Raw genomic sequence first — 25,666 nt, 5'->3', positions numbered from 1 at the left:
AATGGATACTAGGGCTAGAGGCCTATTTACCTCTTAAACCTTGTCGTTCAACGTAATGTCGCCGCGCAAATCCACCACCGCTTGGCGCAGGTCAGTGGACCAAGCTCGGCGATCGCGTCCGTCCGCCGTCTGCGCGGTGCCAAAGCTCACCACGGCCTGCAGGTTCTGGGTCTTCAGCGTGCGCCACAGCGAATCGAGCAGGGTGTCGTCGCCGATGTAGCACGGCGCAAAGCTGACGTGGCCTGTAGCCGCATCCGAGAAATGCAGAGCCACGGGCTGCACTGGGGCGTGGGCCGAAATGGCGGCTTGCAACATGTTGGCATGGAAGGGCTGTACGGTGCTGCCGTCGCCCGTGGTGCCTTCGGGGAACACGGCCAGCACATCGCCCGCAGTCAGGCGCTCGGCCATGTGGTGCACCACGCGCATGGCGTCGCGGCGGGATTCGCGTTCGATGTAGAGCGTGCCCGCGCCATTGGCCAGCGTGCCCACGATGGGCCAGTGCTGCACGGATGCCTTGGAGATAAAGCGGCAATGGCGCGCGGCGTGCATGACCACGATGTCCAGCCAGGAGATATGGTTGGCCACCAGCAGCATGGGGCCGGCGCTGGGCGGGGTGCCATTCACTACCAATTTGATAGCTAGTCGCGCAAGCATGGCGCGGGCCCAGGCCTGAACTTCTGCATCACGCTCCGGCTGCGTCAGCTTGGGGAATAGCCAATGGATGCGCCAGGCCCCCACCAGCACGTGGACCAATACGCGCAAGAAGCGCCAGCAGGCAAGGACGCGGTACATGCTAGGCCGCAAACGCGATGCGGCCGGCCACCAGCGTGGCGCGCACGCGGCCCAGCAGCTCGTAGCCGCTGAACGGGGTGTGGCGGCCCTGGCTGCGCAGCGCAGCGGGCTCTACCACCCAGGGGGCTTGGGGGTCGAACACGCAGATGTCGGCAACACCACCCACCGCCAGGCGGCCCAATTGGCTGCCCTGCTCTCCACCCAAAACCTGCGCGGCCTGGCTGGTCACCACGGCCAGCGCATGGGACAGGCCCAGCTTGTGGTCCCCCGCCCATTTGAGCGACAGGCTCAGCAGCAGCTCCAGCCCCGTGGCGCCGGGTTCGCTCTCGGCAAACGGCAAAGCCTTGGCGTCTTCGTCCACCGGCGTGTGGTCCGACACCAGCGCGTCGATGGTGCCGTCGGCCAGGGCGGCGCGCAGGGCATCGCGGTCGCGCTGCTGGCGCAGCGGCGGGTTCACGCGCATGCGGCTATCAAAGTAGCCCATGTCCACGTCGGTCAGGTGCAGGGAGTTGATGCTGACATCACACGTGATGGGCAGGCCTTCGGCCTTGGCCTGGCGCACCAGTTCCACGCCCGCAGCGCTGCTGATGCGGCACAGGTGCACGCGCGCCCGGGTGGAGCGCACCAGTTCAAAGATGGTATGCAGCGCAATGGTCTCGGCCGCCACGGGCACGCCGGACAGGCCCATGCGCGTGGCCAGCGGGCCACTGGCGGCCACGCCCTTGCCCAGGTGGTATTCCTGCGGGCGCAGCCACACGCTGTAGCCAAAGGTGCTGGCGTACTGCAGCGCGCGCTGGGTCACCTGGGTATTGACCAGCGGCACCTCAGCCTGGCCAAAAGCCACACAGCCGGCTTCGGTCAGCGCCACCATTTCGGTCAGCACTTCGCCCTTCAGACCACGGGTCAGCGCCCCCATGGGGAACACGCGTGCCTGGTTCAGGCGCTCGGCGCGGTAACGCAACATTTCCACCAGACCCGCTTCGTCCAACACGGGGTCCGTGTCGGGCGGGCAGACCACACTGGTCACGCCACCGGCCACGGCGGCGGCCAATTCCGAGGCCAACATGCCTTCGTGCTCCAGGCCGGGTTCGCGCAGGCGAACCGACAAATCCACCAGCCCAGGGGCGACCACGCAGCCCGTGGCGTCCACGGTCTGCTGGGGCACAAATCCGGCGGGTGCAGCACCGATAGCCAACACCTTGCCGTCGGCAATCGCCACATCGGCCTGCGTGTCCAGCGACGAGGCCGGGTCAATCACGCGGCCACCTTTGATCAGAATATTCATGGTGTCAGGTCTTTCTGTCTGCGGCCATCAGGCGTCATTGCCGGCAACGATGCTCATCACCGCCATGCGCACGGCGATGCCAAAGGTCACCTGCGGCAGGATCACGCTCTGCTTGCCATCCACCACCGCAGAGTCAATCTCCACGCCGCGGTTGATGGGGCCTGGGTGCATGACGATGGCGTCGGGCTTGGCCAGCTGCAGTTTCTCGGGCGTGAGGCCAAAGCTCTTGAAGAACTCGTGCATGGAGGGCAGCAGCGCGCCGCTCATGCGCTCGTTCTGCAGGCGCAGCATGATGATCACGTCGCAGTCCTTGATGCCTTCCTCCAGCGTGTGGCAGACGCGCACACCCATCTGCGCCATATCAGACGGCACCAGGGTCTTGGGGCCCACCACGCGCACCTCGGCACAGCCCAGTGTGGTCAGCGCATGGATGTCGGAGCGCGCCACGCGCGAGTGCAGCACGTCGCCCACGATGGCGACCGTGAGGTTGGAAAAATCTTTCTTGTAGTGCCGGATGGTGTACATGTCCAGCAGGCCCTGCGTGGGGTGGGCATGGCGGCCGTCACCGGCGTTGATCACATGCACATGGGGCGCCACGTGCTGCGCGATCAGGTAGGGCGCGCCGGATTCGCTGTGGCGCACCACAAACATGTCGGCGGCCATGGCACTCAGGTTGGCAATCGTGTCCAGCAGCGATTCGCCCTTGGAGGCACTGGAGCGCGCGATGTCCAGGTTGATGACGTCTGCACTGAGGCGTGTGGCCGCAATCTCGAAGGTGGTGCGGGTGCGCGTGCTGTTTTCGAAGAACAGGTTGAACACGCTCTTGCCGCGCAGCAGCGGCACCTTCTTCACTTCGCGGTCGTTGATGGAGACGAAGTTGGAGGCGGTGTCCAGAATGTGGGTCAGGATGCTTTTGGGCAGGCCTTCGACCGAGAGCAGGTGCACCAGCTCGCCGTGCTTGTTGAGTTGGGGGTTGCGTTTGTACAGCATGCGTCAGGCCTCCTGCACGTCGAAAGAGAACACGCCAGACTCGCTACGGGCCAGCGCCAGCGACTGGGTGGGCGCCACGCTCACGCGCGCCGCGGCGAAGTCGGGTTGGATGGGCAATTGGCGGCCGCCACGGTCCACCAGCACGGCCAGCTGCACCGAGGCGGGGCGGCCGAAGTCAAACAGCTCATTGATCACTGCGCGCAGTGTGCGGCCGGTGTAGAGCACATCGTCCAGCAGCAGAATCTGCGCCCCGTTCACATCGAACGGCAGCTGCGTTTGCCCGCCCGACGACAGGCCACGCTGGGCGAAGTCGTCGCGGTGCATGGCCGACGAAATGGTGCCGGCCTTGCCCGGCAGCTTCAGGTCCGCCTGCAGGCGCTCGGCCAACCAAGCACCGCCCGAGGTAATGCCCACCAAGCGGGTATCGGCATTGCACAACTGCTGCACGCCGCGCAGCAGTTCGCGGTAAAGCGCCTCCGCATCCAGAGCCAATGTACTCACGTCAAACTCCTCAAAAACTGTTCCAGGATGATGCAGGCCGAGGCTGCATCGGCATCCTTCGCGCCCGAGCTGATGGCTTCGGTGGTGCTGTAGCGTTCGTCCACCTCAAACACCGGCAGGCCAAAGCGGCCATTGAGCTGGCGGCCGAATTTTTTGGCCCGCGTGGTGTTCTCATGCGGCGCCCCGTCGGGGTGGTAGGGCACGCCAATCACAATCGCGTCGGGTTGCCATTCCTTGAGCCTGGCGGCCACGCCGTCAAACCTGGCGTTGCCTTCGGCATGGATGGAGCCTTGCGGCTGCGCAGTCTTCAGCAGCCGGTTGCCCACCGCAACACCCGTGCGCTTCAGCCCAAAATCAAAAGCAATAAACGTCGTCAGGTGGGCCGGCACAACCGCAGCCGGTGCGCTCATGCGTGCCCCGCTTGGGTGGAGATCATCCAGGCCTGCAGACCCAGCAAGGCCAATGCCTTGTCGTAGCGCTGCTCCACCGGCGTGTCAAAAATAATGGCTTGGTCAGCGTCTACGGTCAGCCAGCTGTTCTCGCCCAGTTCGGTTTCCAGCTGGCCCTCGCCCCAGGCCGAATAGCCCAGCGACACCAGCACCTTGCGCGGGCCAGACCCGCTGGAGATGGCTTCCAGCACATCCTTGGAGGTGGTCATTTCGAGACCGCCGGGAATCGTCATGGTGGAGGCGTACAGCGCCTGCTCAGGCTTGGTGTCCAGCGCCCAAATGGCTTCGTGCAACACAAAACCGCGTTCGGTTTGCACTGGACCGCCCTGGAACACGGGGTTGCCATTGAGGTCGGCACGCGTCAGAGGCAGGTCGATCTTGTCAAACAGCGCGTCGAGGTTGATGTCGGAGGGCTTGTTGATGACCAGCCCCAAGGCCCCGCGCGTGGTGTGTTCACACACGTAGACCACGCTTTTGGAGAACATGGCGTCCTCCAAGCCGGGCATTGCAATCAAAAAGTGGTTGGTCAGATTGATGGGTGCAGAATCGCCGGGCATATATTGATTTTAACGGGTGCCATGCCAACTCAATTCACGACCGGACTGGTCTGGTTCCGCCGCGACCTGCGCCTGCACGACAACACCGCCCTGCACACCGCTTTGCAGCAGTGCGAGCGCGTGGTTTGTGCCTTTGTTTTTGACGAGGACATCCTGGCACCCCTGCCGCGCGCCGACCGCCGGATAGAGTTCATCCGCGAATCCTTAGTAGAACTGGACAAAAACCTCGCGGGCAAGCTGGTAGTGCTGCAAGGCCGCCCCCAGGCCTGCATTCCGGCGCTGGCGCAGGAAGTGGGAGCGCAGGCAGTATTTGCCGCCCGAGACTATGAGCCCCTTGCCATCGCACGGGACGCTGAGGTGCGAGAAAGCCTGCGTGCCCTGCATGCGACGCTGGTACTGGTCAAAGACCATGTGATTTTTGAAGAGCGCGAAGTGCTCACGCAAATGGCCAAGCCCTACGGCGTGTTCACCCCCTACAAGCGTGCCTGGCTAGCCCGGCTGGAGCAGGCCCCGGTGGTGCGGCAAGACAGCACGGCGCGGCTGCACAAGCTGGTGTCCAAGCCACCGGGCCATGCCAAAGCAGTGCCCACACTGGCAGAACTGGGTTTCGAGGCCACCAACCTCCAGCAGCTCAGCATCCCCACCGGAGAGTCAGGTGCCCAGCAGCTGCTCACCAATTTTGTGGATCGCATGGGCCGCTATGACCAGACCCGCGACTTCCCCGCGGTCAAAGGCCCCAGCTACCTGAGCGTGCACCTGCGCTTTGGCACGGTGTCGATACGCCAGCTGGTGGCGCTGGCCCAAGAGCAGTGTGCGCAGGGCAGCCCCGGCGCAGCCACCTGGCTGGGCGAGCTGGTGTGGCGCGACTTTTACTTCCAGATCCTGGCGAATTTTCCGCAGGTGGCTACGCAGGCCTTCAAGCCCGAGTACGACCACGTCGCCTGGGAACAGGGCGAACACGCCCAGCAGCTCTACGCCGCCTGGTGCCAGGGTAAAACCGGCTACCCGCTGGTGGACGCGGCCATGGCGCAGCTGAACCAGACCGGGTACATGCACAACCGCCTGCGCATGGTGACCGGCAGCTTTTTGGTGAAGCATCTGGGCTTGGACTGGCGCTGGGGTGAGCGCTACTTTGCCGAGCAGCTCAATGACTTTGACCTGTCGGCCAACAACGGCGGCTGGCAGTGGGTGAGCTCCAGCGGTTGCGATGCGCAACCTTACTTCCGCATCTTCAACCCCATCACGCAGAGTGAGAAGTTTGATGCCGAGGGCAAATTCATCCGTCGTTATCTGCCAGTCTTGGCAGGGCTGGGGCCCAAGAGCATCCACGCCCCCTGGCTGGCCAAACCCCTGGAGCTTGGCGCCGCAGGCATCACGCTTGGGACTGACTATCCGCGTCCCATCGTCGACCATGCCACCGCACGTGCACGCACGCTGCAGCGCTACGGCATCGTCAAGAAAGCCGACTCAGGCAGTTAGCGCAGTGCTGCAGTAGCTGCGCACCAGGCCCAGCAACTCGTCTTCGTTGTAGGGCTTGCCCAGGTAGTGGTCCACACCCAGATCACGTGCGTGCTCACGGTGTTTTTCCGCAATGCGCGAGGTAATCATGATGATGGGAAGGTGTTTGAGCTTGTCATCGCCACGGATGTTGCGCGCCAAGTCAAAGCCGTCCATGCGCGGCATTTCGATGTCGGACAGCACCACCGCAGGAATTTCTTCCTGCAGACGCTCCAGCGCTTGCAAGCCATCGTTGGCCAGCGCCACACGGTAGCCTTCGCGCTTGAGCAGGCGCTGCGTCACGCGGCGTACCGTGATGGAATCGTCCACCACCAGCACCAGCGGCAGCTGGTCTGTGGCCTCCATCATGGAAGAGTTGCTGGCTTCCGCAACCGATGTGCCTTCGCCAGCCGTAGCTTCATCGGCTACCGCAGCGCCCAAGGCGCGGGCCTGCTCGCCATACACCGCGGCCAAGGCCACGGGGTTGTAGATCAGTACCACGGCGCCAGACGCCAGCACGGACATGCCAGCCAAGCCAGGCAAACGTGCCAGTTGGGGGCCCAAATTCTTCACCACCACTTCGCGGTTGCCCAACACTTCGTCCACGTGGACGGCCAGGCGCTGGCCCGCGCTGCGGAACACCGCCACCGGCATGGTCTTGCTCTTGGGCTCCCTGCTGCGGGCAGACACTTGCAGCAAGGCACCCGCCCAGAAGAATGGCAGGGCCTGGCCCGCCATGTCAAAGGCCTGGTCGGTATAGGACTGTTCCAGCTTGTCAGCGGGAACGCGCAGCACCGTTTCCATGATGTTGGCGGGCACGCCCACCGAGAACTCGCCCATGCGCAGAATCACCACCTGCGTCACGGCAGTAGTCAGCGGTAGCACCAGCTTGAAGGTGGTGCCCTTGTCAGGCTCGGTCTGGGTTTCAATGCGGCCGCCCAAGGCATTCACCTCGGAGCGCACCACGTCCATCCCGATACCGCGACCGGCCAATTCGGTCACCTGGTCGGCGGTAGAGAAGCCTGGCATGAAGATCAGGTTGGCGGCATCGCTATCGCTCAGTTCAGCATCATCCGCCACCACGCCGTTTGCAATGGCTTTGGCGCGAATGCGGTCCAGGTGCAGGCCGCCACCGTCGTCACTGAAGGACACGGACACGTCATTGCTTTCCTGGTGCACCAGAATATTGATGGTGCCTACCGCAGGCTTGCCAGCAGTGGCGCGGGCCTCTGCCGTCTCAATGCCGTGGGCGACCGCATTGCGCAGCAAGTGCTCAAACGCGGGGGCCATACGGTCCAGCACACCCCGGTCCATCTCAATAGAGCCGCCGGTAATGTCCAGCTTGACCTGTTTGCCTGCGTCCTTCGAGGCCTGGCGCACCACGCCATACAGGCGGTCTGAGATACCTTCAAACTCCACCATGCGGGTACGCAGCAAATCGCGCTGTAACTCACGGGCCTGACGGCCCTGGGCGATCAAATCGTCTTCGGTGCCTTCCACCGAGCGCTGCAAATTGCGCTGCACGGTCGCCACGTCGTTCACCGACTCAGCCATCATGCGGGTCAGCTCTTGCACGCGGGTAAAGCGGTCAAACTCCAACGGGTCGAAGGACTGCGCGGAATCTTTGGTTTGTGCCAAGCGCGATTGCATCTGCGACTCGGCCTGCAATTCCACGTCGCGCAGCTGTTGGCGCAAACGGTCCAGGTTTCCACCAAGCTCGCCCAGCGATGAGCGCAACTGGTTCAGGCGCGCATCCATGCGCGAGCGCGTGATCATGACCTCACCCGCCTGGTTGACCAAGCGGTCCAACAGGTGCGAGCGCACGCGCACCGACTGGTTGCTGCTGGCCTTGGGCAGAGCGGTCAGTGGGGTGTGCACCACGGGTTTGATCTTCAAGGGCGCGGGCGCTGCGGTCACTGCATCGCCACTCGCCTCCGAATCGGCGTCTTCTGCTTCCAGCACGGGTGCTGGAACTTCTTCAACCTCTGGCTTGCCCAGTGCAGCGAACACAGCTTGCAGCGTGTCAAAGCGTGTCAACAACGGCTCCAACTGCACGGCTTGCAAAGCCTCGGTGCCAACCTGCTCAATGGACGATTCCATACGGTGAGCCATTTCACCCAGACGCATGGCGCCGGCCAAACGGGCACTGCCCTTGAGCGTATGCAGCAGCCGCAAAATTTCGTTGCGGGCGCCCATGTTGTCGGGGCGCGCCACCCACTGTCGCAGTGCAGTACCCAGCTGGGGCATCAGTTCTGTGGCCTCTTCGTCGAAGATGGGCAGCAAATCGTCGTCCAAGTGATCCTCGGCGTCGATATCCTCGTCTTCGGCGTCCACGATGGTCAGCGGTGCGGCACCCAGCGATGGCACATAAACGGGCTCCTGCACGGGTGTAGGGGCGGGGACAGGAGCAGGCGCCTCTTCTTCCATCAGCGAATCCAGATCGTCCAACACCGAATCGTCCAGCGATTGGTTCGATGCACTTTCCAGAGCCGGCGCGGGGAATTCGGTTTCCGTGATCGCGTGCAGGGCAGACAGCACCGTAGCATCCGCGTCCTTGAGGAAGCCGGCCGCAAATTGGTGCAACAAACGGCGAATGTCTTCTGCCGCGTCATTGAACACGGCGGCCTGTTCGGCAGAACCCTGGCGGTGCAATTGCACATGCTGCAGGGCTTGTTCCAGCGCACGGGCCATGTCAGACAAGGCCACAAAGCCGACCGTCGCGGAACTGCCCAACAAGGAATGCGACAGCGCAATCACAGAGTCTGGCACCGTCTTGGGCAACTCCAACGCCCATTCGCTAAGCTCAGTCTGCAAGCGGCGCGACCACTCGTCCGCCTCATTCAGATAAACGTTGTACAGCGGGATGCTCAGGCGCAAGGGCCCAATAATCTTCAAACCATCGTCGGGCTCCATGAGCGGCGACTCGATCAGGGGCTCTTCTTCTGCCTGCTCTGCAGGCAGCTCAACCAAATCAGAAATCACGGTGTCCGGGCCAGAATCCGATTCGAGTTCTTCCTCGGCAGGGACTTCTACCACCTCGGCGGCAGGCTGTGCCGGTGCGGCCACTGGCGCATCGAAACTACCAAAGTCGAAGTCGCCCAAATCCACTTCACTGACTTCGGTACCACCATGCGCGTCCATCGCATCCGCCTTCGCGGGGGGTACTTCAAATGCCTGCGTGGTGTCAAAACTGAAGATCTGCGTCGACACAAAATCTGGTGGCGGCGTAGCAGCAACGGGCTCCTGCACATCCAGCCCCGAGAACAACTGGGTCGATGCAAAGTCAGCTTGTCGTGGTTCGGGCTTGGCATCCAGCGACAGACCGTTGGACAACTGGGTGGAATCAAAGTCTGGCCATGCAGCTTCTGGCTCTGCTTCGGGTGGCAATCCAGCACTTGCGGGTAATGCAGGCGAGTCCACCCCTGGCTCAGCGCCGGGCGTTTGCAAGGGCTGCAGCGTATTGTGCAAACGCAGTGCTTCCGCAGTTTTGCGGAACTCGGAGGCACTCCAGGGAACGTCTGCCCCAGAGGCAATGTCTTCTACCCAGCGGCCAAACGCCTGCATGGCGTCACCGGATACGGACACCAAGTCATCGCTAGCCGGGCGCTGCTCGGCTAGCGAAGTATTGAGCAATTGCTCAAACGACCAAGCGGCTTCGCCAAACTCATTCAGCCCGACCATGCGCGAGCTGCCCTTGAGTGTGTGGAAAGCACGGCGCAACGTCGTTTGCTCGGAGAGGTTGGTGGGGTCCGCACGCAGCGACTCCACTGCCGCCAAACCGTTCTGCACCACTTCGCGCGCTTCTTCCAAGAAGATGTCGCGCAACTCAGCGTCGTCGTCAGCGTCTTCTGCAGGTGCGGGGCTTGGGGTGGCAACTGCCACCGGAGCCACCACCGGCACAGCGATGGCGACGGTGGGAGGTGCAACCACTTCAGGCACCGCAGGCGGGGCCGCCGTCAACATTTCGAGCGCAGCCACATCAGAGGCCACATCGGGTTGTGGCACAGGGGCGGCATCTTGCACAACTGCGCGCTCACGGCCCATCAGAGGCTTGAACTCACCGAGCTCTTCGTCGTATACAAACAAAGTCTTGGCAAGCGCGCGCTGGTAGCTCAGCATGTCGATAAGGAAGCCCATCGCCCCCAAGCTGCTACCAATCTTCTCAAAAATTCCGGTACGGGCGGTCGCTTCGTCGATGTCATCCACCAGAAACTGCTCCACACTGGCACGCATGCGAATGGCGGCAATAGAAGGCTGGTCCAGCCCCAATACCGAGAACACGCCACGCATTTGCGCCAACTGGCTGGGCACTTCACGCAGAGGAGATTTGTCGCGGGGGTCGCGGAAGAACTGGTCCAGCGATTTTTCCACTTCGGCCAGATTGGTCCGCAATTCGTCCACCACACTGCCCATGGTTTGGCGGTCGCTGACGCGGCGGTACAGCTCCTCCATCCAGGACTCCAGTGGCTCAGGATCGCCACCGGCGCCAACGTGCTCAAGGCGCTGCGCAAGCCGGGCACTGCGGTCCGCCATCTGGCTGTCCGTGGGGTCCAGATCCTCGTACGCTGCTTCCAGGTACAACACCGAAGTAGCCACTTCCATGGCCACAGCGGGTACAGGAGCCGCACCGGAACGCACCGTAGCCTCAATGGCACGGGACAGCGCCTTGGCCAGATCACCACTTTCCGCGTGCAGCTTCACCACCGCATCGGCCACGGCTGCAAATTGCTCACCCGCCGCCTTCAAACGGTTGGTGTCGCCACCTGCCAAGGCAGACCAAGTCTCCGCCGCGGAGGCAATGCGCTTGCGCGCCAAAACCAACAGCGCAGGATCAAACCGGCCAAACTGCTCGGTGTCGTAATCCACCGGCTTGGTACGCGTCAGGCCGTAGGCATTGCGCACAGCCAACAAACTTGGCGAAGAGGCTGCGTCCTTGGGCGTTGCCCGCGAGCAGAAAAACACCAAGTCTTGGGCAAGGCGTTCAGAGACCGACGCACCCCCCTTGGCCAGGGCCACATACTGCTGCAGGATGCGCGACGCGGCACGCTTGGTGTAAACATCACCAGAGAACAGGCCTTGGGCCATGGCCTCAAAGTAGCCTGCGCACACCATCCAGAAAGTTTTGGTTTCAAGTTCGGTCGCTGCCGCGGCAAAACCGTGACTGATATCGCGCAGTCGCTGCGCGGCCTTGACGTCGCCGCTTTTGACCAAACGCAACACAGCCTGGTCCATGTCGCGGCGCACATCGGCGCCATAGGCCAGTGGAGCTACTCCGACAGGCGCAGCAATCGCCACCCAGCGCCACTCGGGCGGCCACAGGTCTGCAGGATGAATGCGGTCCGCGCCAGCCAGCTCTTGCAAAGCCCGGTACTGCGGGAATAGCGCCACCGAGGATGCGGTTTTGCCTTTGAGTACGCCTTCGAGGTATTCGGTCAGGGCAAAACTGGCGCGCTCCATGCGGTTGGCGGCGTCATCGCTGCACAACTCCGGACGCTGCACAAATTTTTGCGCGAGCGACTCCATGGAGCGTAAGAACTTCGCAGGTGCCACCAGCCCGACCATCTCCAATGCGCCCACCGCTTGGTGCAACTGCTGACGGGCAATACGCAGGTGGCTGGCATCCAGCTCCGTCAGGTCGGAGCCCCGAGCCAATTCGGCATCACGCACGAACCGGCGCATCGCCTTCGTCGCCCCGTCTAGTGACTTGCGCAGCTCGTCAAGCACCCAGGCCAAAGGCCCAAGATCATTGACCGCTAGTTCGTTGTCGCCGGGAGCGGCTGTGTTCGATGACATGGGTTCAAGCTCTCCTGGATCTCACGGGGCGGGGTGAATGCGAAGCATGGCCTATCAGGCGATCTTGAATCGGGACACCGATTGGCGCAGTTCTTCCGCCATGCGGGACAGTTCACGCACCTGGTTGGCTGTGGCGCGAGTACCTTCACCGGTTTGCTCAGTCACCGCAAAAATGTGTTGGATGTTGTCGGCCACCACGTTGGCCAGACCGGCCTCGCGGGATGCGGAGTTGGAAATCTGCTCAATCAAGTCAGCCACACGGCGGGACACGCGGTCAATTTCGGTCAGAGCAGTACCTGCGTTGTCGGACAGTTTGGCCCCTTCCACCACACCCTGGGTGGAGCGTTCCATAGCGCCGATAGCATCCTGGGTGTCGGTCTGAATGGCCTTCACCAGCGCCGCAATCTGGCGCGTCGCGTCCGCAGAACGTTCGGCCAGACGCTGCACTTCTTCCGCCACCACCGAGAAGCCGCGACCGGCTTCACCGGCGGACGCGGCCTGAATGGCAGCGTTCAAGGCCAGCACGTTGGTTTGTTCGGTAATGTCCGAGATCAGCTCGGTAATTTCACCAATTTCTTGGGAAGACTCACCCAGGCGTTTGATGCGCTTGGAGGTTTCCTGGATCTGGTCGCGGATGGAGTTCATACCGCCGATGGCGTTTTGCACGGCTTGCAGACCAGACTCGGCAGCTTGCAGCGATTGGCGCGCCACCGCGGCAGACTCTTGCGCCTGGGCGGATACCTCGTTGATTCGACCCGCCATGTCCACTACAGATTTACCGGTTTCACGAATCTCGTGCAGTTGCTCGTTAGAGGCTGCCAGCAGCTCGGTGGACGTGGCATCCACATCGGCCGTCGTCTGGGCAACCCGTGCCGCCGTGTTTTGCACGTTGGATACCAGCGAACGCAATTCTTCCACCGTGTAGTTCACCGAGTCGGCAATAGCGCCGGTAATGTCTTCGGTCACCGTGGCTTCTTGCGTCAAGTCGCCTTCGGCCACTGTCTGCAGTTCGTTCATCAGACGCAAAATGGCAGCCTGGTTGGCATCGTTCACGCGCTTGGCTTCCTGCTCTTGGTGCTCAGCTTCCACACGCTGGCCTTCGGCCACCACTTGGCGTTTGCGGCTGTCCAGCAACTGCACACGGGCCAGACCACCTGCACACAACAGCGCAAAGGCCGCGGCTGCCACCATGATGGCAAAAGAGGCGCCACCGATACCGGCTTGACCGGACAGCTTGGCCTGCAATTCTTCCAAGTTGCGGCGCAGAGGTTCGCTGTCCGCAATGATGGCGCCTTGCGCTTCACGCGCAGACACCAGACCCTGCAAGTTGCCCAAAATAGCGCCGGCTTGCACACGGGTCTCTTCGTACATCTTGATCAGGGCTTCCAGCTGCTCGCGGGTGGCCGGATCCTTGGTGGCCGTCAGACGCAATTCGGTGCTGCCGGACAACAGGGCCTCGGAAATTTCCTTGAAGGTATTCAAGTCCTTACCCAGCAGGAACACAGCTTCAGGGCTCACGCCTTCGGCGGTCAGGAATTCGTTGGACGACTTGCCGATACGTTGGGTCAACATCACCAACTGGCCCACAGCGGAGATTTCCACGGCCGGTGCATTTTGCTGCAGCTTCAGAGAGGCCACGGTTTCCGCGATTTCCAGCAAATCGGAAGACTGGCGATTGATCAGGCGCAGCGCAGACCCGATCTGGGTCAGCATTTTTTGCTGCCCCATCACGGCCTTGGCGTTCTTTTCTGCACGCTCCACCAGCGGTGCAACCTTGTTAAGTTCGGACGCGTAGTTTTCGTCCAGCGCGTTGATGCGCATTTCGTCGTCACCCGCCTGCAAGCCTTTGACCGATTTGCCCAAAATGCCCGCGCTTTCCGACACGTCAGGAAACGCCTGCGCACTCCCCACCACGGCCTGGGAAACCGACTTCGCCAGGCGTTGCGACTGCATCAGCGATTGACCAGTCGCTCCTAGCTGTTGGGCCACGCGCTCAGATTGCCCCAGCACAATGAACACCACCACCCCGAGCACAACCAGCGCGACACCCAGCAAGATGGACAAAGTGCGCTGGTGTTGCCCCACAGTGCGCCGGCCCAATACAGGAATGGATACCAAGTCAGCCTCATCCACCTGCGGTTCTGCAAGCACGTCTTTCCCAGGCTCAGCCGGTGTAGCTTGCAGCGGCGAGTTTTGCGATGGCGACTCTTGCAAGGTTTCGTTGCCCCCGCTGTCCACTGTGGCGTCCGGCATAGCCAAACTCAGCCGCGAATCCAGTTCGGACTCTGGCGACTTTTTGGAAAACAGGTTTTTTAATTGATCGACAACAGACATGATGGGACCTTACGGGTGAACTAAGCGCTGATGCTCAAAAACTGGGGACTGAGGGACAGAGTACGCAAATTGATTTCTTGCCAATGCTCGCCGGCCGAATCGACAAACTGGTTGCCAAAAAACGGTGGGGCATCGGTTTCGGGCGGCTTGGAAGCCGTGAATGCATCCGGGCCACGCAGCCCCGCCAACACATCGACCTGCAAGGCGCAATTTACTTCCAGTGCGGCGTTCATGGTGACCACGCTGGGCTCGGCCACCGCTGGCTCCAGGCGCTTGGCAGCACCACAGGCCGTCACAAACGCTGCCAAGTCCACCACACCGAACAGGCCACCGCGGATGTTGAGTACCCCGCGAAACCAGTCCAGCGCATAGGGCACAGGCTGCAAATGGCTTACCGGGACGATTTCACCCGATTGGCCCAATGGAAATAGGTAGTTGTTGCCCCCCGCCCGCACCGCGAGCCAGGCCACAGACATGCCCTCGGACCGGGCCGCTTGCAAGCGGCTCGCCAAACGGGCTTGGAGTTCTCGAAGTGCTTCTCTGTTGGCCATGGAGCGAGCGAATCAGTCCAGAGCCTTGATTTTGGCGAACAGCTCAGCGGCATCCACCGGCTTGGTGATGTAGTCCTTGGCGCCCTGGCGCATGCCCCATACCCGATCGGTCTCCAGGCTCTTGCTGGTGCAGATGATGATGGGGATCTCGGAATATTCGGGTGTACGGTTGATGGCACGGGTGAGCTGGAAGCCGTTTTGGCCCGGCATCACCACGTCCATGAGAATCAGGTGGGGCTTGTCTTCGGCCAGGCGCTTGAAGGCCTCGTCGGCGTTCTCGGCTGAGCGCACGGTGAAACCGTTTTTCTGCAGCAGTTCAGTCAAAAACATCAACTCGGTTTTCGAGTCGTCCACGATCAGTACTTTAGTTATTGCCATCAAATAGCTCCTTGCAATACGGCCCCAAACTGCTGCACGGCCTGCAGCAATTGGTCTTTGGTAAAGGGTTTTGTCAAATAGTCCTGCGCGCCGACCATGCGACCACGCGCCTTGTCAAACACCCCGTCCTTGGAGGAGAGCATCACCACCGGAACCCCAGAAAACTTGGCGTTGCGTTTGATGATGGCGCAGGTCTGGTAACCGTCCAGACGCGGCATCAAGATGTCGCAAAAAATCAAGTGCGGCTGGTAGTCATTGACTTTGGCCAGCGCGTCAAAACCGTCTTCAGCCAGCATTACTTCGTGACCACCTTGCTTGAGAAAAATCTCTGCACTGCGCCGAATGGTGTTGCTGTCGTCAATAACCAGAACTTTGAAAGTGGGTGCTGTCGTGCTCAAGGGGCGTTGCTCCAGTACTAGTGCATCAAATCTGCACCATTTCAAAATCTTCCTTGCGTGCGCCGCACTCGGGGCAAGTCCAGTTCATGGGCACATCGGCCCACAGGGTTCCTGCTGCAATTCCGTGGTCGGGCGCGCCGGCGGCCTCGTCATAGATCCAACCGCAAATCAAGCACATCCAAGTTTTAGTATCGGTCACAGCTTATAGGGCCTTCAAATAGAATGCAACGATTGTATAGAGCCGCTATTGCCAAAAAGCACGCCGCCCGCTGAAAGATCGCCATTCTGCATGAAGACAAACCCCAACACAGGCCTCTAGATGTCGGCAACCCCCGCCCCCGCTCCTGAAGAAGAAATCGACGACGACGGCCCGTCCGCCTGCGTCATGGCGTTCAACGCCAACGACCCCAGCGGGGGCAGTGGCACCGCCGCCGACCTGAGCGCGATCGCCTCGGTCGGTGCCCACGGATTGCCGGTGGTGACCGGGGCCTATGCCCGCGATACCTCGGAGATCGTGGACCATTTCCCCTTTGACGACGAGGCCGTGAGCGAGCAGGCGCGCGTCATCCTGGAAGATGTTCCGGCCCAGACGTTCAAGGTCGGTTTTGTCGGTACGCCGGAGAATCTGAGCGCGATCGCCGAGCTGGCATCAGACTACGCCGACGTGCCCCTGGTGGCCTATATGCCCGACCTGTCGTGGTGGCAGGAAGACCAGATTGACCTGTACCAAGACGCCTGTACCGAGCTGCTGCTGCCACAAACCACGGTGTTGGTTGGAAACCACAGCACCCTGTCCCGCTGGCTGCTGCCGGACTGGAGTTCGGACAAGAGCCCGACCGCGCGCGACATCGCGAAAGCCGCCAACGCCTTTGGCGTGCCCTACACCCTGGTGACCGGCATTCCCTTGCCCGACCAGTTCATCGACAACGTGCTGTGCTCGCCCACCGCAGTCTTGTGCAGCGAAAAATTTGAGCGCTTCGAGGCCACCTTCACGGGCGCTGGCGACACCTTGTCTGCTGCGCTGGCCGCCCTGATTGCCAGCGGTACCGAACTGACGGAGGCCGTGACCGAAGCGCTGAGCTACCTGGACCGTTGCCTGGAAAGCGGCTTTCGCCCCGGCATGGGCCAGGTCATCCCCGACCGCCTGTTCTGGGCCCACCCCGACGCCGAGGGCGAAGACGCCCCCGAAGAAACCGACTTTGAAGTTCCTCCCCATGCCACCCGCCACTAATACCGACACCACCGACCGCAACCAGCAACTCTTTGACCGCGCCAAGCGCGTCATTCCCGGCGGCGTGAACTCGCCGGTACGCGCCTTCAAGGCCGTGGGCGGCACGCCACGCTTTGTGCAGCGGGCCCAGGGCGCCTATTTCTGGGATGCCAATGGCAAGCGGCACATTGATTACATCGGCTCCTGGGGACCCATGATCCTGGGCCACGGCCACCCCGCCGTGCTGGAAGCCGTGCAAAAGGCAGCGCTGGAAGGCTTCTCGTTTGGGGCGCCCACCGAGCGAGAGGTGGAACTGGCCGAGGCGATTCTGGAACGCGTGCCCAGCATGGATATGGTGCGCCTGGTCAGCAGTGGCACAGAAGCCGGCATGAGCGCCATCCGCCTGGCACGCGGCGCCACCGGCCGCACCAAAATCCTGAAGTTCGAAGGTTGCTACCACGGCCATGCCGACGCCCTCCTGGTGAAAGCCGGCTCGGGTCTGGCCACCTTTGGCAACCCCACCAGCGCCGGTGTACCGCCCGAAGTGGTGCAGCACACGCTGGTGCTGGAGTACAACAACATCCAGCAGCTCGAAGAAGCCTTTGCGCTGCATGGCAAGGACCTGGCATGCCTGATCATCGAGCCCATTGCCGGCAACATGAACTTCGTGCGTGCCTCTGTGCCATTTATGACGCGCTGCCGCGAGTTGTGCACCCAGTACGGCGCGCTGTTTGTGTTTGATGAAGTGATGACCGGCCTGCGCGTGGCTTTTGGCAGCGCCCAAAGCGTGTACGCCCGCAGCATTCCCGGTTTCGAGCCCGACATGACGGTGCTGGGCAAGGTAATTGGCGGCGGCATGCCACTGGCGGCCTTTGGCGGCAAGCGCGCCGTGATGGAGCAACTGGCCCCGCTGGGCCCTGTCTACCAGGCCGGCACCCTGTCGGGCAATCCCGTGGCCACGGCCTGCGGCTTGGCCACTTTGAAGGAAATCGGCAAACCCGGCTTCTACGAAGACCTGGGCCGCAAGTCCCAGCTGTTGATCAGCGGCCTGCAAGCCGAGGCTGACAAGGCAGGCGTGGATTTCTGTGGTGACAGCGAAGGCGGCATGTTCGGCTTCTTCCTGTTCAAGGAGTTGCCGCAAAACTACGCCAAGGTGATGACCACCGACAACGCCCGCTTCAACACCCTGTTCCACGGCCTGCTGGACCGCGGCGTCTACATCGCCCCGGCGCTGTACGAAGCCGGCTTCATGAGTGCCGCGCATACCGATGCGGACATTGCGGAGACCGTGGCGGCCGCTGCTGAAGTGTTTAAATTGCTATCAAAATAGAAGCTGCTTGCGCATATTCCACGGGGGCTAGAGGCCAATTTGGCATCTAGCCCCCGTTTGTTTGAGCGCGCTTGATCGCTCGCGGACGTCACTCGCCCACGTAGTTCTCAGGAAAGAAGTGACGTTCGATCAGCTCGATCAGGATGTGCAGCACCTTGATGTGCAGCTCCTGCACGCGGTCTGCGTATTTGCCGCCGGGCGTGCACACATACACATCGCTCAAGGGCTCCAGCTTCTCACTGGGCTTGCCGCTAAGGATGATGACCGTCATGCCCAGCGCCTTGGCGGCCTCGGCGGCCTTGATCACGTTCTTGCTGGTACCGCTGGTGCTCAGTGCCACCAGGCAATCACCCGGCCTGCCATGGCCTTCGATGTAACGGGCAAACACGTTGTCATAGCCATGATCGTTGCCCACACAGGTCAGGTGCCCGGCGTCACTGATGGCGGTAGCGCCCAAGGCCTTGCGGTCCTTGCGGTAGCGGCCGGTCAGCTCTTCGGCAAAGTGCATGGCATCGCACATGGAGCCGCCGTTGCCGCAGGAATACACACGGCCGTGCTTCTCAAAGGTGGCAATCAGCAGCTGCGCGGCTCGCTCCACCGACGCCAGCGCGGTCGGGTTGGCCAGCAAGGATGTCAGTGCGGAATGCGCCTCTTGCAGGCTAGATTCGATATGGTGCTTCATGGGCGGAACCTTTCAATCGACCTTGGCGCCGGTGGCCTCGACCACCTTCTCGTACTTGGCGCGCTCGGCCTTCATCAGCGCGTCAAATGCTGCCGGGGTGGTGGGCGTGGGCTCGGCCAGCAGGGTGGCAAAGCGGGCCTTGGTTTCGGGCGCCTGCAGGGCCGCCACAAAGGCCTGGTTGAGTTGCGCGATGCGCTCCTTGGGCGTGGCGGCCGGGGCCACCAGCCCCCACCAGGTGTCGATGCCAAAGCCCTTGAGCGCTTCCGACATGGCGGGCACATCGGGCAAGACGCTGCTGCGCGCCAACGACGTGACGGCCAGGGCCTTGAGCTTGCCGGAACGGATATTGGGTGCAGCATTGGCCAAGTTGTCGAGGTTGAAGTCGACCTGCCCGCTCAGCAGAGCCATTTGCGCCGGGTTGCCGCCGTTGTAGGGAATGTGCAGAGCAAAGATGCCAGCTTCCTTTTTGAACATTTCGCCCGCCAGATGGCCAGCACTGCCATTGCCGCCACTGCCGTAGTTCAGCTTGGCGGGGTTGGCCTTGGCATAGGCAATGAGGTCGGCCAGCGTATGGATGCGCAGACGCTGCGCCGCCTCGGCGTTCATCACCAGCACATTGGGCACGCGCACCATCTGCGTGATGGCGGCAAAGTCGGTGGCGGCGTTGTAGGGCATCTTGGCAAACAGCCAAGGGTTCACCGCATGGGTGGCCGTGGCCGCAATGCCAATGGTGTAGCCATCGGGTGCGGCCTTGGCAATCGCATCCGCACCAATATTGCCACCCGCGCCGGGGCGGTTGTCCACCACCACCGTGCCCAGGCTGTCTTTCACGCGCTCGGCCAGCACACGCGCCGTGATGTCCAGCGGACCGCCGGGCGCGTAGGGCACGATCAGGCGGATGGGTTTGTCGGAGGCTTGCGCCCAAACTGTGGACACGGCCAGCAACAGCGACGCACTGGCCGCGAGAGATCGGAAAGACAGCATGGGCGGCTTTCTGTTTAGTGGCGGAAGTGGCGCACGCCGCTGAACACCATGGAGACGCCACGCTCGTTGGCCGCGTCAATGACTTCCTGGTCGCGCATGGAGCCACCGGGCTGGATCACGCAGGTGGCGCCCTGGTCGACCACCACGTCGAGGCCATCGCGGAAGGGAAAGAAGGCATCGCTGGCGACGACCGTACCTGCCAGGGACAGGTTGGCGTGGCCGGCCTTGATGCTGGCGATGCGCGCAGAGTCCAGGCGGCTCATCTGACCCGCGCCCACGCCCATGGTCATGCCGCCCTTGCAGAAGACGATGGCATTGGACTTGACGTACTTGGCCACGGTCCAGGCGAACAACAGGTCGTTGAGTTCTTCGGCCGTGGGTTGCTTGGTGGTCACGACTTTCAGATCGCTTAGGGCCAGCTCGTGGTTGTCTGCGGTTTGCAGCAGGATGCCGGAGCCGATGCGCTTCATGTCCATGAGGTTGCGGCCCTGGTCCCAGGCGGTATTGCCGCCCTTGGGCAGATCAATCTGCAGGATGCGCACGTTGACCTTGGTCTTGAACACTTCCAGTGCGGCAGGTGTGAAACTGGGCGCCATCAACACTTCGACAAACTGTTTGGAGATTTGCTGGGCACCGGCTTCGTCCAGTTCGCAGTTCAGCGCGATGATGCCGCCGAAGGCGCTGGTGGGGTCGGTCTGGAAGGCCTTGCTATAGGCCTCCAGCGCATGGGCGCCCACGGCCACGCCGCAGGGGTTGGCGTGCTTGACGATCACGCAGGCGGACGTGTTGAAGCTCTTCACACATTCCCAGGCCGCGTCGGCATCGGCAATGTTGTTGTAGCTGAGTTCCTTGCCCTGCAGCTGCTTGGCCGTGACCAGCGAGCCCGGTGCCGGGAACAGGTCGCGGTACAGCGCGGCTTGCTGGTGGCTGTTTTCGCCGTAGCGCAGGTCTTGTACTTTGACGAAGCGGCCATTGCTCTGGCCGGGGAACAGGTCCAACACCGGAGCTTTGTCGCCTGCAGGCACGTCATCACCGATCTGGATGGCGGACAGGTAGTCGCTGATGGCACCGTCGTACTGGCTGATGCGGTTGAAGGCGGCAATCGACAGGCCCAGCTTGGTCTTGTCACTGACCTTGCCACTGGCCTTCAGTTCGGCAATTACGGTGGTGTACTGGGCCGCATCGGTCAGCACCGCCACGTCTTTCCAGTTCTTGGCCGCACTGCGCACCATGGCGGGGCCGCCAATGTCGATGTTCTCAATCGCGTCTTCCAGCGTGCAACCGGCCTTGGCCACGGTGGCTTCAAACGGGTACAGGTTCACCACCAAGAAGTCGATGGTGTTGATCTGATGTTCAGCCAGCGCCGCCATGTGCGCGGGAAAGTCGCGGCGCGCCAGCAGGCCGCCGTGCACGCGGGGGTGCAGCGTCTTCACACGGCCGTCCAGCATTTCGGGAAAGCCTGTCATCTCGGCCACCTCGGTCACGGGCAACCCCTTCTCGGCCAACAGCTTGGCGGTGCCACCCGTGGACAGCAGCTTGATGCCCTGGGCATGCAAAGCCTGCGCGAGTTCAACGATGCCGGTTTTGTCCGAGACGGACAGCAGTGCGGTTTGGGGTGCGTTCATAGTGCGAGAGTGAAGTAAAACCAAAAATCAAAAGGCCCGCACCACCGCCCAGGGCGGCCATGCCGAGCAGCGGGGTGTCAGGGAACCAGCTTGTGTTCCAGCAGTTTCTTGCGCAGGGTGTTGCGGTTCAGGCCCAGCCACTGGGCAGCTTTGGACTGGTTGTTGTCGGCCTGGGCCATCACCACTTCCAGCAGGGGCCGCTCCACCGCACGCACCAGCATGTCGTACATGCCATCGGGCTCTGTGCCGCCCAGGTCTGCGAAATATCCTTCCAGGCTCGCGCGAACGCACTCCTCGATGTGCTTCTTGCTCATGCTGCCATTTCCATCATGTCGTGTCCCCTTGCCAGACTGGACACTTGCTCCCGGCGCGGGATGCGGTCCATGTTTTCATTCAAACCATCCAAGTACTGCTCCACCGCCGCCACCTGCGCCCCACTGTCTTCCAGCAGGTTCATTTGGCGACGGAATTCCTCGCCCCCAGGCAATTCGCGCAGGTACCAGCCAATGTGTTTGCGCGCCGAGCGCACGCCGATGAACTCGTCGTACAGGCTGTAGTGATCATGCAAATGCTCCACCAGCAGGCGTTTGACTTCGCTCACTAGCGGCGGTGCAAGGTGCGTGCCAGTGGCCAGAAAATGTGCCACCTCGCGAAAGATCCAGGGATAGCCTTGGGCCGCGCGGCCAATCATGATGGCGTCGGCGCCCGTGGCGGCCAGCACCTCGCGCGCCTTCTCGGGCGTGGTGATGTCGCCATTGGCCACCACCGGAATCTTCAGCGCGGCCTTGACCGCAGCAATGGTGTCGTACTCGGCCGCACCCTTGTAGCCCTGCTCGCGCGTGCGGCCATGCACGGTGACCATCTGCACGCCCGCGGCCTCGGCCGCGCGCGCCAGCACTACGGCGTTTTTCTCGGCCTGGCACCAGCCGGTGCGCATCTTCAGGGTGACCGGCACATTGCGTGGGGCACACGCGTCCACCACAGCTTGCACGATCTCCATCGCCAATTGCTCGTCCTGCATCAGCGCGGAGCCGGCCCATTTGTTGCACACCTTCTTGGCGGGGCAGCCCATGTTGATGTCGATGATCTGCGCGCCGCGGTCGATGTTGTAGCGTGCGGCGTCGGCCATCATCTGCGCTTCGGTGCCGGCAATCTGCACCGCAATGGGGCCGGGCTCACCGTCGTGGTTGGCGCGGCGCGAGGTCTTGAGCGTGTCCCACAGATCGCGGCGCGAGGTGACCATCTCACTCACCGCATAGCCCGCACCCAGCCGCTTGCACAGCTGGCGGAATGGGCGATCTGTCACCCCCGCCATGGGCGCGACAAAGAGGTGATTCGCCAGAGCGAACGGGCCAATGTGCATGGACGACAACTGAAGTGGGAGTGGGTATAAAAGACAAGGGCCCCAAGACGTTGGGGCCTGGGCGCAATTCTAACTGCTCAAAATTTCAGCAATTGAAATTTGCCTGCTGCAGCGCAACGAAACCCCACCCTGCCTATACTGCGCTCGCCATGGACACTTGGATTCCCGCCCTTTTGCACCTGCTTGCGCTGCCCGAATACAGCCTGGCCACCGTGTTTGTGGTGTCCTTCATTTCTGCCACGCTGTTGCCCATGGGGTCCGAGCCGTTGGTACTGGGCCTGGTGGAGCTGAACCCCGCGTTGTTCTGGCCTGTGATCGGTGTGGCTACTGTGGGCAACACCCTGGGCGGTGCGGTGAGCTGGTGGATGGGGTTTGGGGCGCACCGCGTGGTAGACAAATACGGCCATTCGGCCCACCACCTGCGGGCACTGGATTGGTTGCGCCGCCTGGGACCCAAGGCCTGCCTGTTGGCCTGGTTGCCCATCGCTGGAGATCCGCTCTGCGCGGTAGCGGGCTGGCTCAAGCTGCCGTTCTGGCCGTGTGTGGTCTACATGGCGGTGGGCAAGCTGGCGCGCTACGTGCTGATGACCGCCGCACTCACCGGCCTGCTGCGCCTGTGGTGACGCCGCACTAAAAACTAAAGTTTGGCCACCAGCGCTTCGGCGCGGGCCAGCCAGGCTTGCAAAGGCGCCGGGTAACCGGGCTCATCCCCCAGGCGCCAACGCCGCTTGGTTTGCCGTTTGAGGGCACGCAGTTGCCACAGCGCCTCCTGGGCCAGCAAGCCGAGTTCCAGCCGCAGGGCATCGTCCAGCGTTTCACCTCCCAACTGCGCCAACTGCAGGTCGGCCACGCCCACCGTGGCCAGTGTGCGGCGCAACTGGCTGGCCTGCACCAAAACCGCCGCCATGCCCTCACGCCTTGCATCGCTGAGCGGCAACTCTTGCAGCGCAGCGGCAGGCCAGTCGGACACCGTGGCATTGATTTCCTGCAGCATTCCCACCGGGTCGGCCAGCAGCTCCAGCCCTTCCCCCGTGAGCTCGCTCTGCGGGCGCAGGTGCTGCTGCACCCGCGCCACCATGGCAGCGTCGTAGCGGTGCTTGTTCATGCGCAACTGGACCCACAGCCGCATCTCGGGCGCGTCGCGCCCAGACTCCAGCATCGAGGTCACCAGCTCCCCCAGCGACAGAATGCGCCCCAGTGGGCCGATCGCATCGCCCTGCAAGTTGCGCGGGTAGCCCGAACCATCCAGAAACTCGTGGTGCTCTTTCACGGCCCGCAACAGCTCGCGCGGGTACTCGTGGTGGCGCTCGATCAGCACAGTGGACACCAGTGGGTGTGAATAGAGCTGGCGCCGCTGTTCGCGGGTGATGGCGTCTTCAGGGTTGAGCAGCAGCGGGTCTAGGTGCAGCATGCCAATGTCGTGCAGCAGCCCGGCGGCGGCGGCGATGCCCAAGTCGTAGCGCGACACCACCGGGGTAAGGCTCATCCAGGCGGCAAACAGCGCCATCTGCACTGAGTGGCGAAACAGCGCAGGCCGCACCTCGTTGGCCAGCAGCAGCTGAAAGGCCATGGGCTCGGGCAGGGTGAGCTTGTCCAGGCTGTCCAGCAGCAGGCTGCGGTGTTTGGGGTCAGCACCAATGCGCTCGAAAAATGGCACCTCGTGCATGGCCTGCTCGGCAAGCGCCCGCAGGACCGGGCCCGTAATGGTGGGCGTGCTGCTGACCGATTGCTCGATGGGAACCGGCAGCTTGTGTGCGATCAGGCGCTCGTAGAGCTTGGCGTTGACCGCCACACCCTTGTCCAGGACCTTGACACCGCGGTCATTGAAGATCGCCTCGGTGGTCACCACGGGGCGTTTTTCGCCCAGCTCGGTTACGGCCTTGGTGAAATAGTCAGGGTTGACGTCTGTTGCATTCATACAGTGGGGGACATCAGAGTCTGAAGGCGGCGAGATAGCCGCTCCGTCTCGCATTCTAGTGCGAGGGACGCACGAATTTCGCTATTATTTCAGGAGCAGCTGGCGCAATACTTACGGGGGCTAGCGCACTAAAACGAGTGCAGTCCCGAGTACAGTGCAGGCCGCACCCCACCAGGCCCCGCGGGCCGGTGCACGCCCCAGATGCCACCATAGCAGCGGCAGCACCAGCACGGGCGAGACGGACGACAGGATGCCCACCATGCCCACGTCGCCATAGCGCAGCGCCAGCAGGATCAGGCTCATGCCCAGCCCCATACCGATCATGCCGCTCAGCGACACCCAGGCCAGCACGCGGGCGGAGAGTGCGTTCTGCGTGCGCGCCACGCCCACGCCAACCCAGAGCAGCACCAGATGCGCTACACAAGTCGCGCCCACGCGCACCACCGTCGCAGCCACCGGGTCCACACCCGAAGCCATCATGGGTTTGGCAATCAGCGAGCCCAGCGCCTGGCACAGGGCGGCCAGCAAGCCCAGCGCCACACCCAGGGGCCAATGGCCGCGCGTGACCTCTAGCGCATGTGATTCATTTTTGTGGGTGCCCAGCGCCACGGCCATCATCACACCGCCCACCACCAGTGCGCCACCCAGCAGGGCCTGCGCACCCATGCGCTCATCGAGCACAAAGAAGCCCAACAAAGCACTGAAACAGGCGTGGGTGGCAAACAGCACGCCAGTGCGGCGCGGCCCCAACCGGTTCATGGAGGCGAAGAGCGCGGTGTCACCGACAAAAATGCCGATCAGGCCGCTGAACGCGAGCACGCCGAAGGAGGCCCAGGACAGGGTGTGCCAGCCCCCGCTGAACACCACCACTGGCAGCAGCATGAGGAACACGAGCCCCATGCGCCAGCGCGTAAATGCAAACGCGCCCAGATGGCGCGCTTGCGAGGCCGAGAGCAGCCCGGTGACGGCCCAGCAGGCCGCGGCCCCCAGGGCCAGCCAGTCGTAAGACAGCGTCACGGTGTGGTGAAA

At 62.6% G+C, this 25,666-nt stretch carries 23 protein-coding genes; 4 read left to right on the top strand and 19 right to left on the bottom strand.

Annotation, left to right across the window (positions count from 1 at the left end; translation table 11 throughout):
• Positions 1-33: 33 nt before the first annotated feature.
• The 6 genes from AC1DZ5_RS15750 to AC1DZ5_RS15725 are packed head-to-tail and all read right to left on the bottom strand — an operon-like array spanning position 34 to position 4,574.
• On the bottom strand, positions 34-792 hold the full coding sequence (locus AC1DZ5_RS15750; protein WP_477890689.1) for a lysophospholipid acyltransferase family protein: 759 nt from the start codon (positions 790-792) through the stop codon (positions 34-36).
• A 1-nt stretch (position 793) separates the two neighbouring features.
• Entirely contained in the window at positions 794-2,077 is a 1,284-nt protein-coding gene (locus AC1DZ5_RS15745; protein ID WP_477890687.1) for a dihydroorotase, read from the bottom strand.
• 27 nt (positions 2,078-2,104) lie between these two features.
• On the bottom strand, positions 2,105-3,067 hold the full coding sequence (locus AC1DZ5_RS15740; RefSeq protein WP_477890685.1) for an aspartate carbamoyltransferase catalytic subunit: 963 nt from the start codon (positions 3,065-3,067) through the stop codon (positions 2,105-2,107).
• 3 nt (positions 3,068-3,070) lie between these two features.
• Positions 3,071-3,568: a bifunctional pyr operon transcriptional regulator/uracil phosphoribosyltransferase PyrR gene (pyrR, locus tag AC1DZ5_RS15735; RefSeq protein WP_477890683.1), complete on the bottom strand. Its 498-nt coding sequence runs from the start codon at positions 3,566-3,568 to the stop codon at positions 3,071-3,073.
• Positions 3,565-3,978 (bottom strand): Holliday junction resolvase RuvX, encoded by a 414-nt coding sequence (gene ruvX, locus AC1DZ5_RS15730; protein WP_477890681.1) that lies wholly within the window; start codon positions 3,976-3,978, stop codon positions 3,565-3,567. Before ruvX ends, pyrR begins: the two co-directional genes overlap by 4 nt.
• Positions 3,975-4,574 carry a YqgE/AlgH family protein gene (locus tag AC1DZ5_RS15725; RefSeq protein WP_477890679.1) on the bottom strand — a complete coding sequence of 200 codons (600 nt, stop codon included), beginning with the start codon at positions 4,572-4,574 and terminating at the stop codon, positions 3,975-3,977. Before AC1DZ5_RS15725 ends, ruvX begins: the two co-directional genes overlap by 4 nt.
• 21 nt (positions 4,575-4,595) lie before the next feature.
• On the opposite strand from AC1DZ5_RS15725, the gene AC1DZ5_RS15720 reads away from it, so the two are divergent.
• Entirely contained in the window at positions 4,596-6,053 is a 1,458-nt protein-coding gene (locus AC1DZ5_RS15720) for a cryptochrome/photolyase family protein (protein WP_477890677.1), read from the top strand.
• Here the strand turns inward: AC1DZ5_RS15720 and AC1DZ5_RS15715 are convergent.
• From AC1DZ5_RS15715 to AC1DZ5_RS15690, 6 genes are read right to left on the bottom strand one after another with little or no spacing between them, the layout of a single operon-like run.
• The gene (locus tag AC1DZ5_RS15715; RefSeq protein WP_477890675.1) at positions 6,042-11,864 is read right to left on the bottom strand and encodes a hybrid sensor histidine kinase/response regulator; all 5,823 of its coding nucleotides are present in this window, start codon (positions 11,862-11,864) and stop codon (positions 6,042-6,044) included. The genes AC1DZ5_RS15720 and AC1DZ5_RS15715 overlap by 12 nt on opposite strands.
• A gap of 54 nt (positions 11,865-11,918) precedes the next feature.
• A complete protein-coding gene (locus tag AC1DZ5_RS15710; protein ID WP_477890673.1) occupies positions 11,919-14,198 on the bottom strand; it encodes a methyl-accepting chemotaxis protein in 2,280 nt (759 codons plus the stop codon).
• Between the two features lie 20 nt (positions 14,199-14,218).
• Positions 14,219-14,749 (bottom strand): chemotaxis protein CheW, encoded by a 531-nt coding sequence (locus AC1DZ5_RS15705; RefSeq protein WP_477890671.1) that lies wholly within the window; start codon positions 14,747-14,749, stop codon positions 14,219-14,221.
• A 12-nt stretch (positions 14,750-14,761) separates the two neighbouring features.
• Positions 14,762-15,127 carry a response regulator gene (locus tag AC1DZ5_RS15700; protein WP_310340219.1) on the bottom strand — a complete coding sequence of 122 codons (366 nt, stop codon included), beginning with the start codon at positions 15,125-15,127 and terminating at the stop codon, positions 14,762-14,764.
• Complete coding sequence (locus tag AC1DZ5_RS15695; protein ID WP_310340220.1) at positions 15,127-15,525, bottom strand: response regulator; 399 nt, start codon at positions 15,523-15,525, stop codon at positions 15,127-15,129. The genes AC1DZ5_RS15700 and AC1DZ5_RS15695 overlap by 1 nt, the downstream gene beginning before the upstream one ends.
• Positions 15,526-15,550: 25 nt before the next feature.
• Complete coding sequence (locus AC1DZ5_RS15690) at positions 15,551-15,724, bottom strand: rubredoxin (protein ID WP_310340221.1); 174 nt, start codon at positions 15,722-15,724, stop codon at positions 15,551-15,553.
• Positions 15,725-15,844: 120 nt separating this feature from the next.
• Here AC1DZ5_RS15690 and thiD point away from each other — a divergent pair, with 120 nt between their 5' ends.
• Together thiD and hemL are read left to right on the top strand one after the other, a co-directional pair.
• Positions 15,845-16,756, top strand: a complete 912-nt coding sequence (gene thiD / locus AC1DZ5_RS15685) for a bifunctional hydroxymethylpyrimidine kinase/phosphomethylpyrimidine kinase (RefSeq protein ID WP_477890667.1) — start codon at positions 15,845-15,847, stop codon at positions 16,754-16,756.
• Positions 16,740-18,065, top strand: a complete 1,326-nt coding sequence (hemL, locus tag AC1DZ5_RS15680) for a glutamate-1-semialdehyde 2,1-aminomutase (RefSeq protein ID WP_477890665.1) — start codon at positions 16,740-16,742, stop codon at positions 18,063-18,065. The genes thiD and hemL overlap by 17 nt, the downstream gene beginning before the upstream one ends.
• Before the next feature lie 88 nt (positions 18,066-18,153).
• On the opposite strand, the gene AC1DZ5_RS15675 is transcribed toward hemL, so the two are convergent.
• The 5 genes from AC1DZ5_RS15675 to dusB form a co-directional block, all read right to left on the bottom strand.
• On the bottom strand, positions 18,154-18,747 hold the full coding sequence (locus AC1DZ5_RS15675) for an SIS domain-containing protein (protein ID WP_477890663.1): 594 nt from the start codon (positions 18,745-18,747) through the stop codon (positions 18,154-18,156).
• A 12-nt stretch (positions 18,748-18,759) separates the two neighbouring features.
• A complete protein-coding gene (locus AC1DZ5_RS15670; RefSeq protein WP_477890661.1) occupies positions 18,760-19,731 on the bottom strand; it encodes a tripartite tricarboxylate transporter substrate binding protein in 972 nt (323 codons plus the stop codon).
• Between the two features lie 14 nt (positions 19,732-19,745).
• Entirely contained in the window at positions 19,746-21,356 is a 1,611-nt protein-coding gene (gene purH, locus AC1DZ5_RS15665; RefSeq protein WP_477890659.1) for a bifunctional phosphoribosylaminoimidazolecarboxamide formyltransferase/IMP cyclohydrolase, read from the bottom strand.
• Between the two features lie 77 nt (positions 21,357-21,433).
• Entirely contained in the window at positions 21,434-21,670 is a 237-nt protein-coding gene (locus AC1DZ5_RS15660; protein WP_477890657.1) for a Fis family transcriptional regulator, read from the bottom strand.
• Positions 21,667-22,719 (bottom strand): tRNA dihydrouridine synthase DusB, encoded by a 1,053-nt coding sequence (gene dusB / locus AC1DZ5_RS15655; protein WP_477890655.1) that lies wholly within the window; start codon positions 22,717-22,719, stop codon positions 21,667-21,669. Before dusB ends, AC1DZ5_RS15660 begins: the two co-directional genes overlap by 4 nt.
• Before the next feature lie 149 nt (positions 22,720-22,868).
• Between dusB and AC1DZ5_RS15650 the strand changes: the two genes are divergently transcribed.
• Positions 22,869-23,342 carry a YqaA family protein gene (locus AC1DZ5_RS15650; RefSeq protein ID WP_477890653.1) on the top strand — a complete coding sequence of 158 codons (474 nt, stop codon included), beginning with the start codon at positions 22,869-22,871 and terminating at the stop codon, positions 23,340-23,342.
• 14 nt (positions 23,343-23,356) lie between these two features.
• On the opposite strand, the gene AC1DZ5_RS15645 is transcribed toward AC1DZ5_RS15650, so the two are convergent.
• Together AC1DZ5_RS15645 and AC1DZ5_RS15640 are read right to left on the bottom strand one after the other, a co-directional pair.
• Positions 23,357-24,637, bottom strand: a complete 1,281-nt coding sequence (locus tag AC1DZ5_RS15645; protein ID WP_477890651.1) for an HD-GYP domain-containing protein — start codon at positions 24,635-24,637, stop codon at positions 23,357-23,359.
• Between the two features lie 120 nt (positions 24,638-24,757).
• Positions 24,758-25,654: a DMT family transporter gene (locus AC1DZ5_RS15640; RefSeq protein ID WP_477890649.1), complete on the bottom strand. Its 897-nt coding sequence runs from the start codon at positions 25,652-25,654 to the stop codon at positions 24,758-24,760.
• Positions 25,655-25,666 lie beyond the last annotated feature (12 nt).

It is taken from the genome of Rhodoferax sp. P1_F3 (assembly GCF_056405715.1).
The sequence above is the reverse complement of the archived record's forward strand: the minus strand, read 5'-3'. Positions and strand labels throughout refer to the sequence as shown.

What these genes read in the sequence shown, in the direction of transcription:
- AC1DZ5_RS15750 (WP_477890689.1), bottom strand. Translation starts at nt 792, where the DNA reads ATGTACCGCGTCCTTGCCTGCTGGCGCTTCTTGCGCGTATTGGTCCAC.
- AC1DZ5_RS15745 (WP_477890687.1), bottom strand. Translation starts at nt 2,077, where the DNA reads ATGAATATTCTGATCAAAGGTGGCCGCGTGATTGACCCGGCCTCGTCG.
- AC1DZ5_RS15740 (WP_477890685.1), bottom strand. Translation starts at nt 3,067, where the DNA reads ATGCTGTACAAACGCAACCCCCAACTCAACAAGCACGGCGAGCTGGTG.
- ruvX (WP_477890681.1), bottom strand. Translation starts at nt 3,978, where the DNA reads ATGAGCGCACCGGCTGCGGTTGTGCCGGCCCACCTGACGACGTTTATT.
- AC1DZ5_RS15725 (WP_477890679.1), bottom strand. Translation starts at nt 4,574, where the DNA reads ATGCCCGGCGATTCTGCACCCATCAATCTGACCAACCACTTTTTGATT.
- AC1DZ5_RS15720 (WP_477890677.1), top strand. Translation starts at nt 4,596, where the DNA reads ATGCCAACTCAATTCACGACCGGACTGGTCTGGTTCCGCCGCGACCTG.
- AC1DZ5_RS15715 (WP_477890675.1), bottom strand. Translation starts at nt 11,864, where the DNA reads ATGTCATCGAACACAGCCGCTCCCGGCGACAACGAACTAGCGGTCAAT.
- AC1DZ5_RS15710 (WP_477890673.1), bottom strand. Translation starts at nt 14,198, where the DNA reads ATGTCTGTTGTCGATCAATTAAAAAACCTGTTTTCCAAAAAGTCGCCA.
- AC1DZ5_RS15705 (WP_477890671.1), bottom strand. Translation starts at nt 14,749, where the DNA reads ATGGCCAACAGAGAAGCACTTCGAGAACTCCAAGCCCGTTTGGCGAGC.
- AC1DZ5_RS15700 (WP_310340219.1), bottom strand. Translation starts at nt 15,127, where the DNA reads ATGGCAATAACTAAAGTACTGATCGTGGACGACTCGAAAACCGAGTTG.
- thiD (WP_477890667.1), top strand. Translation starts at nt 15,845, where the DNA reads ATGTCGGCAACCCCCGCCCCCGCTCCTGAAGAAGAAATCGACGACGAC.
- hemL (WP_477890665.1), top strand. Translation starts at nt 16,740, where the DNA reads ATGCCACCCGCCACTAATACCGACACCACCGACCGCAACCAGCAACTC.
- AC1DZ5_RS15675 (WP_477890663.1), bottom strand. Translation starts at nt 18,747, where the DNA reads ATGAAGCACCATATCGAATCTAGCCTGCAAGAGGCGCATTCCGCACTG.
- AC1DZ5_RS15670 (WP_477890661.1), bottom strand. Translation starts at nt 19,731, where the DNA reads ATGCTGTCTTTCCGATCTCTCGCGGCCAGTGCGTCGCTGTTGCTGGCC.
- purH (WP_477890659.1), bottom strand. Translation starts at nt 21,356, where the DNA reads ATGAACGCACCCCAAACCGCACTGCTGTCCGTCTCGGACAAAACCGGC.
- AC1DZ5_RS15660 (WP_477890657.1), bottom strand. Translation starts at nt 21,670, where the DNA reads ATGAGCAAGAAGCACATCGAGGAGTGCGTTCGCGCGAGCCTGGAAGGA.
- dusB (WP_477890655.1), bottom strand. Translation starts at nt 22,719, where the DNA reads ATGCACATTGGCCCGTTCGCTCTGGCGAATCACCTCTTTGTCGCGCCC.
- AC1DZ5_RS15650 (WP_477890653.1), top strand. Translation starts at nt 22,869, where the DNA reads ATGGACACTTGGATTCCCGCCCTTTTGCACCTGCTTGCGCTGCCCGAA.
- AC1DZ5_RS15645 (WP_477890651.1), bottom strand. Translation starts at nt 24,637, where the DNA reads ATGAATGCAACAGACGTCAACCCTGACTATTTCACCAAGGCCGTAACC.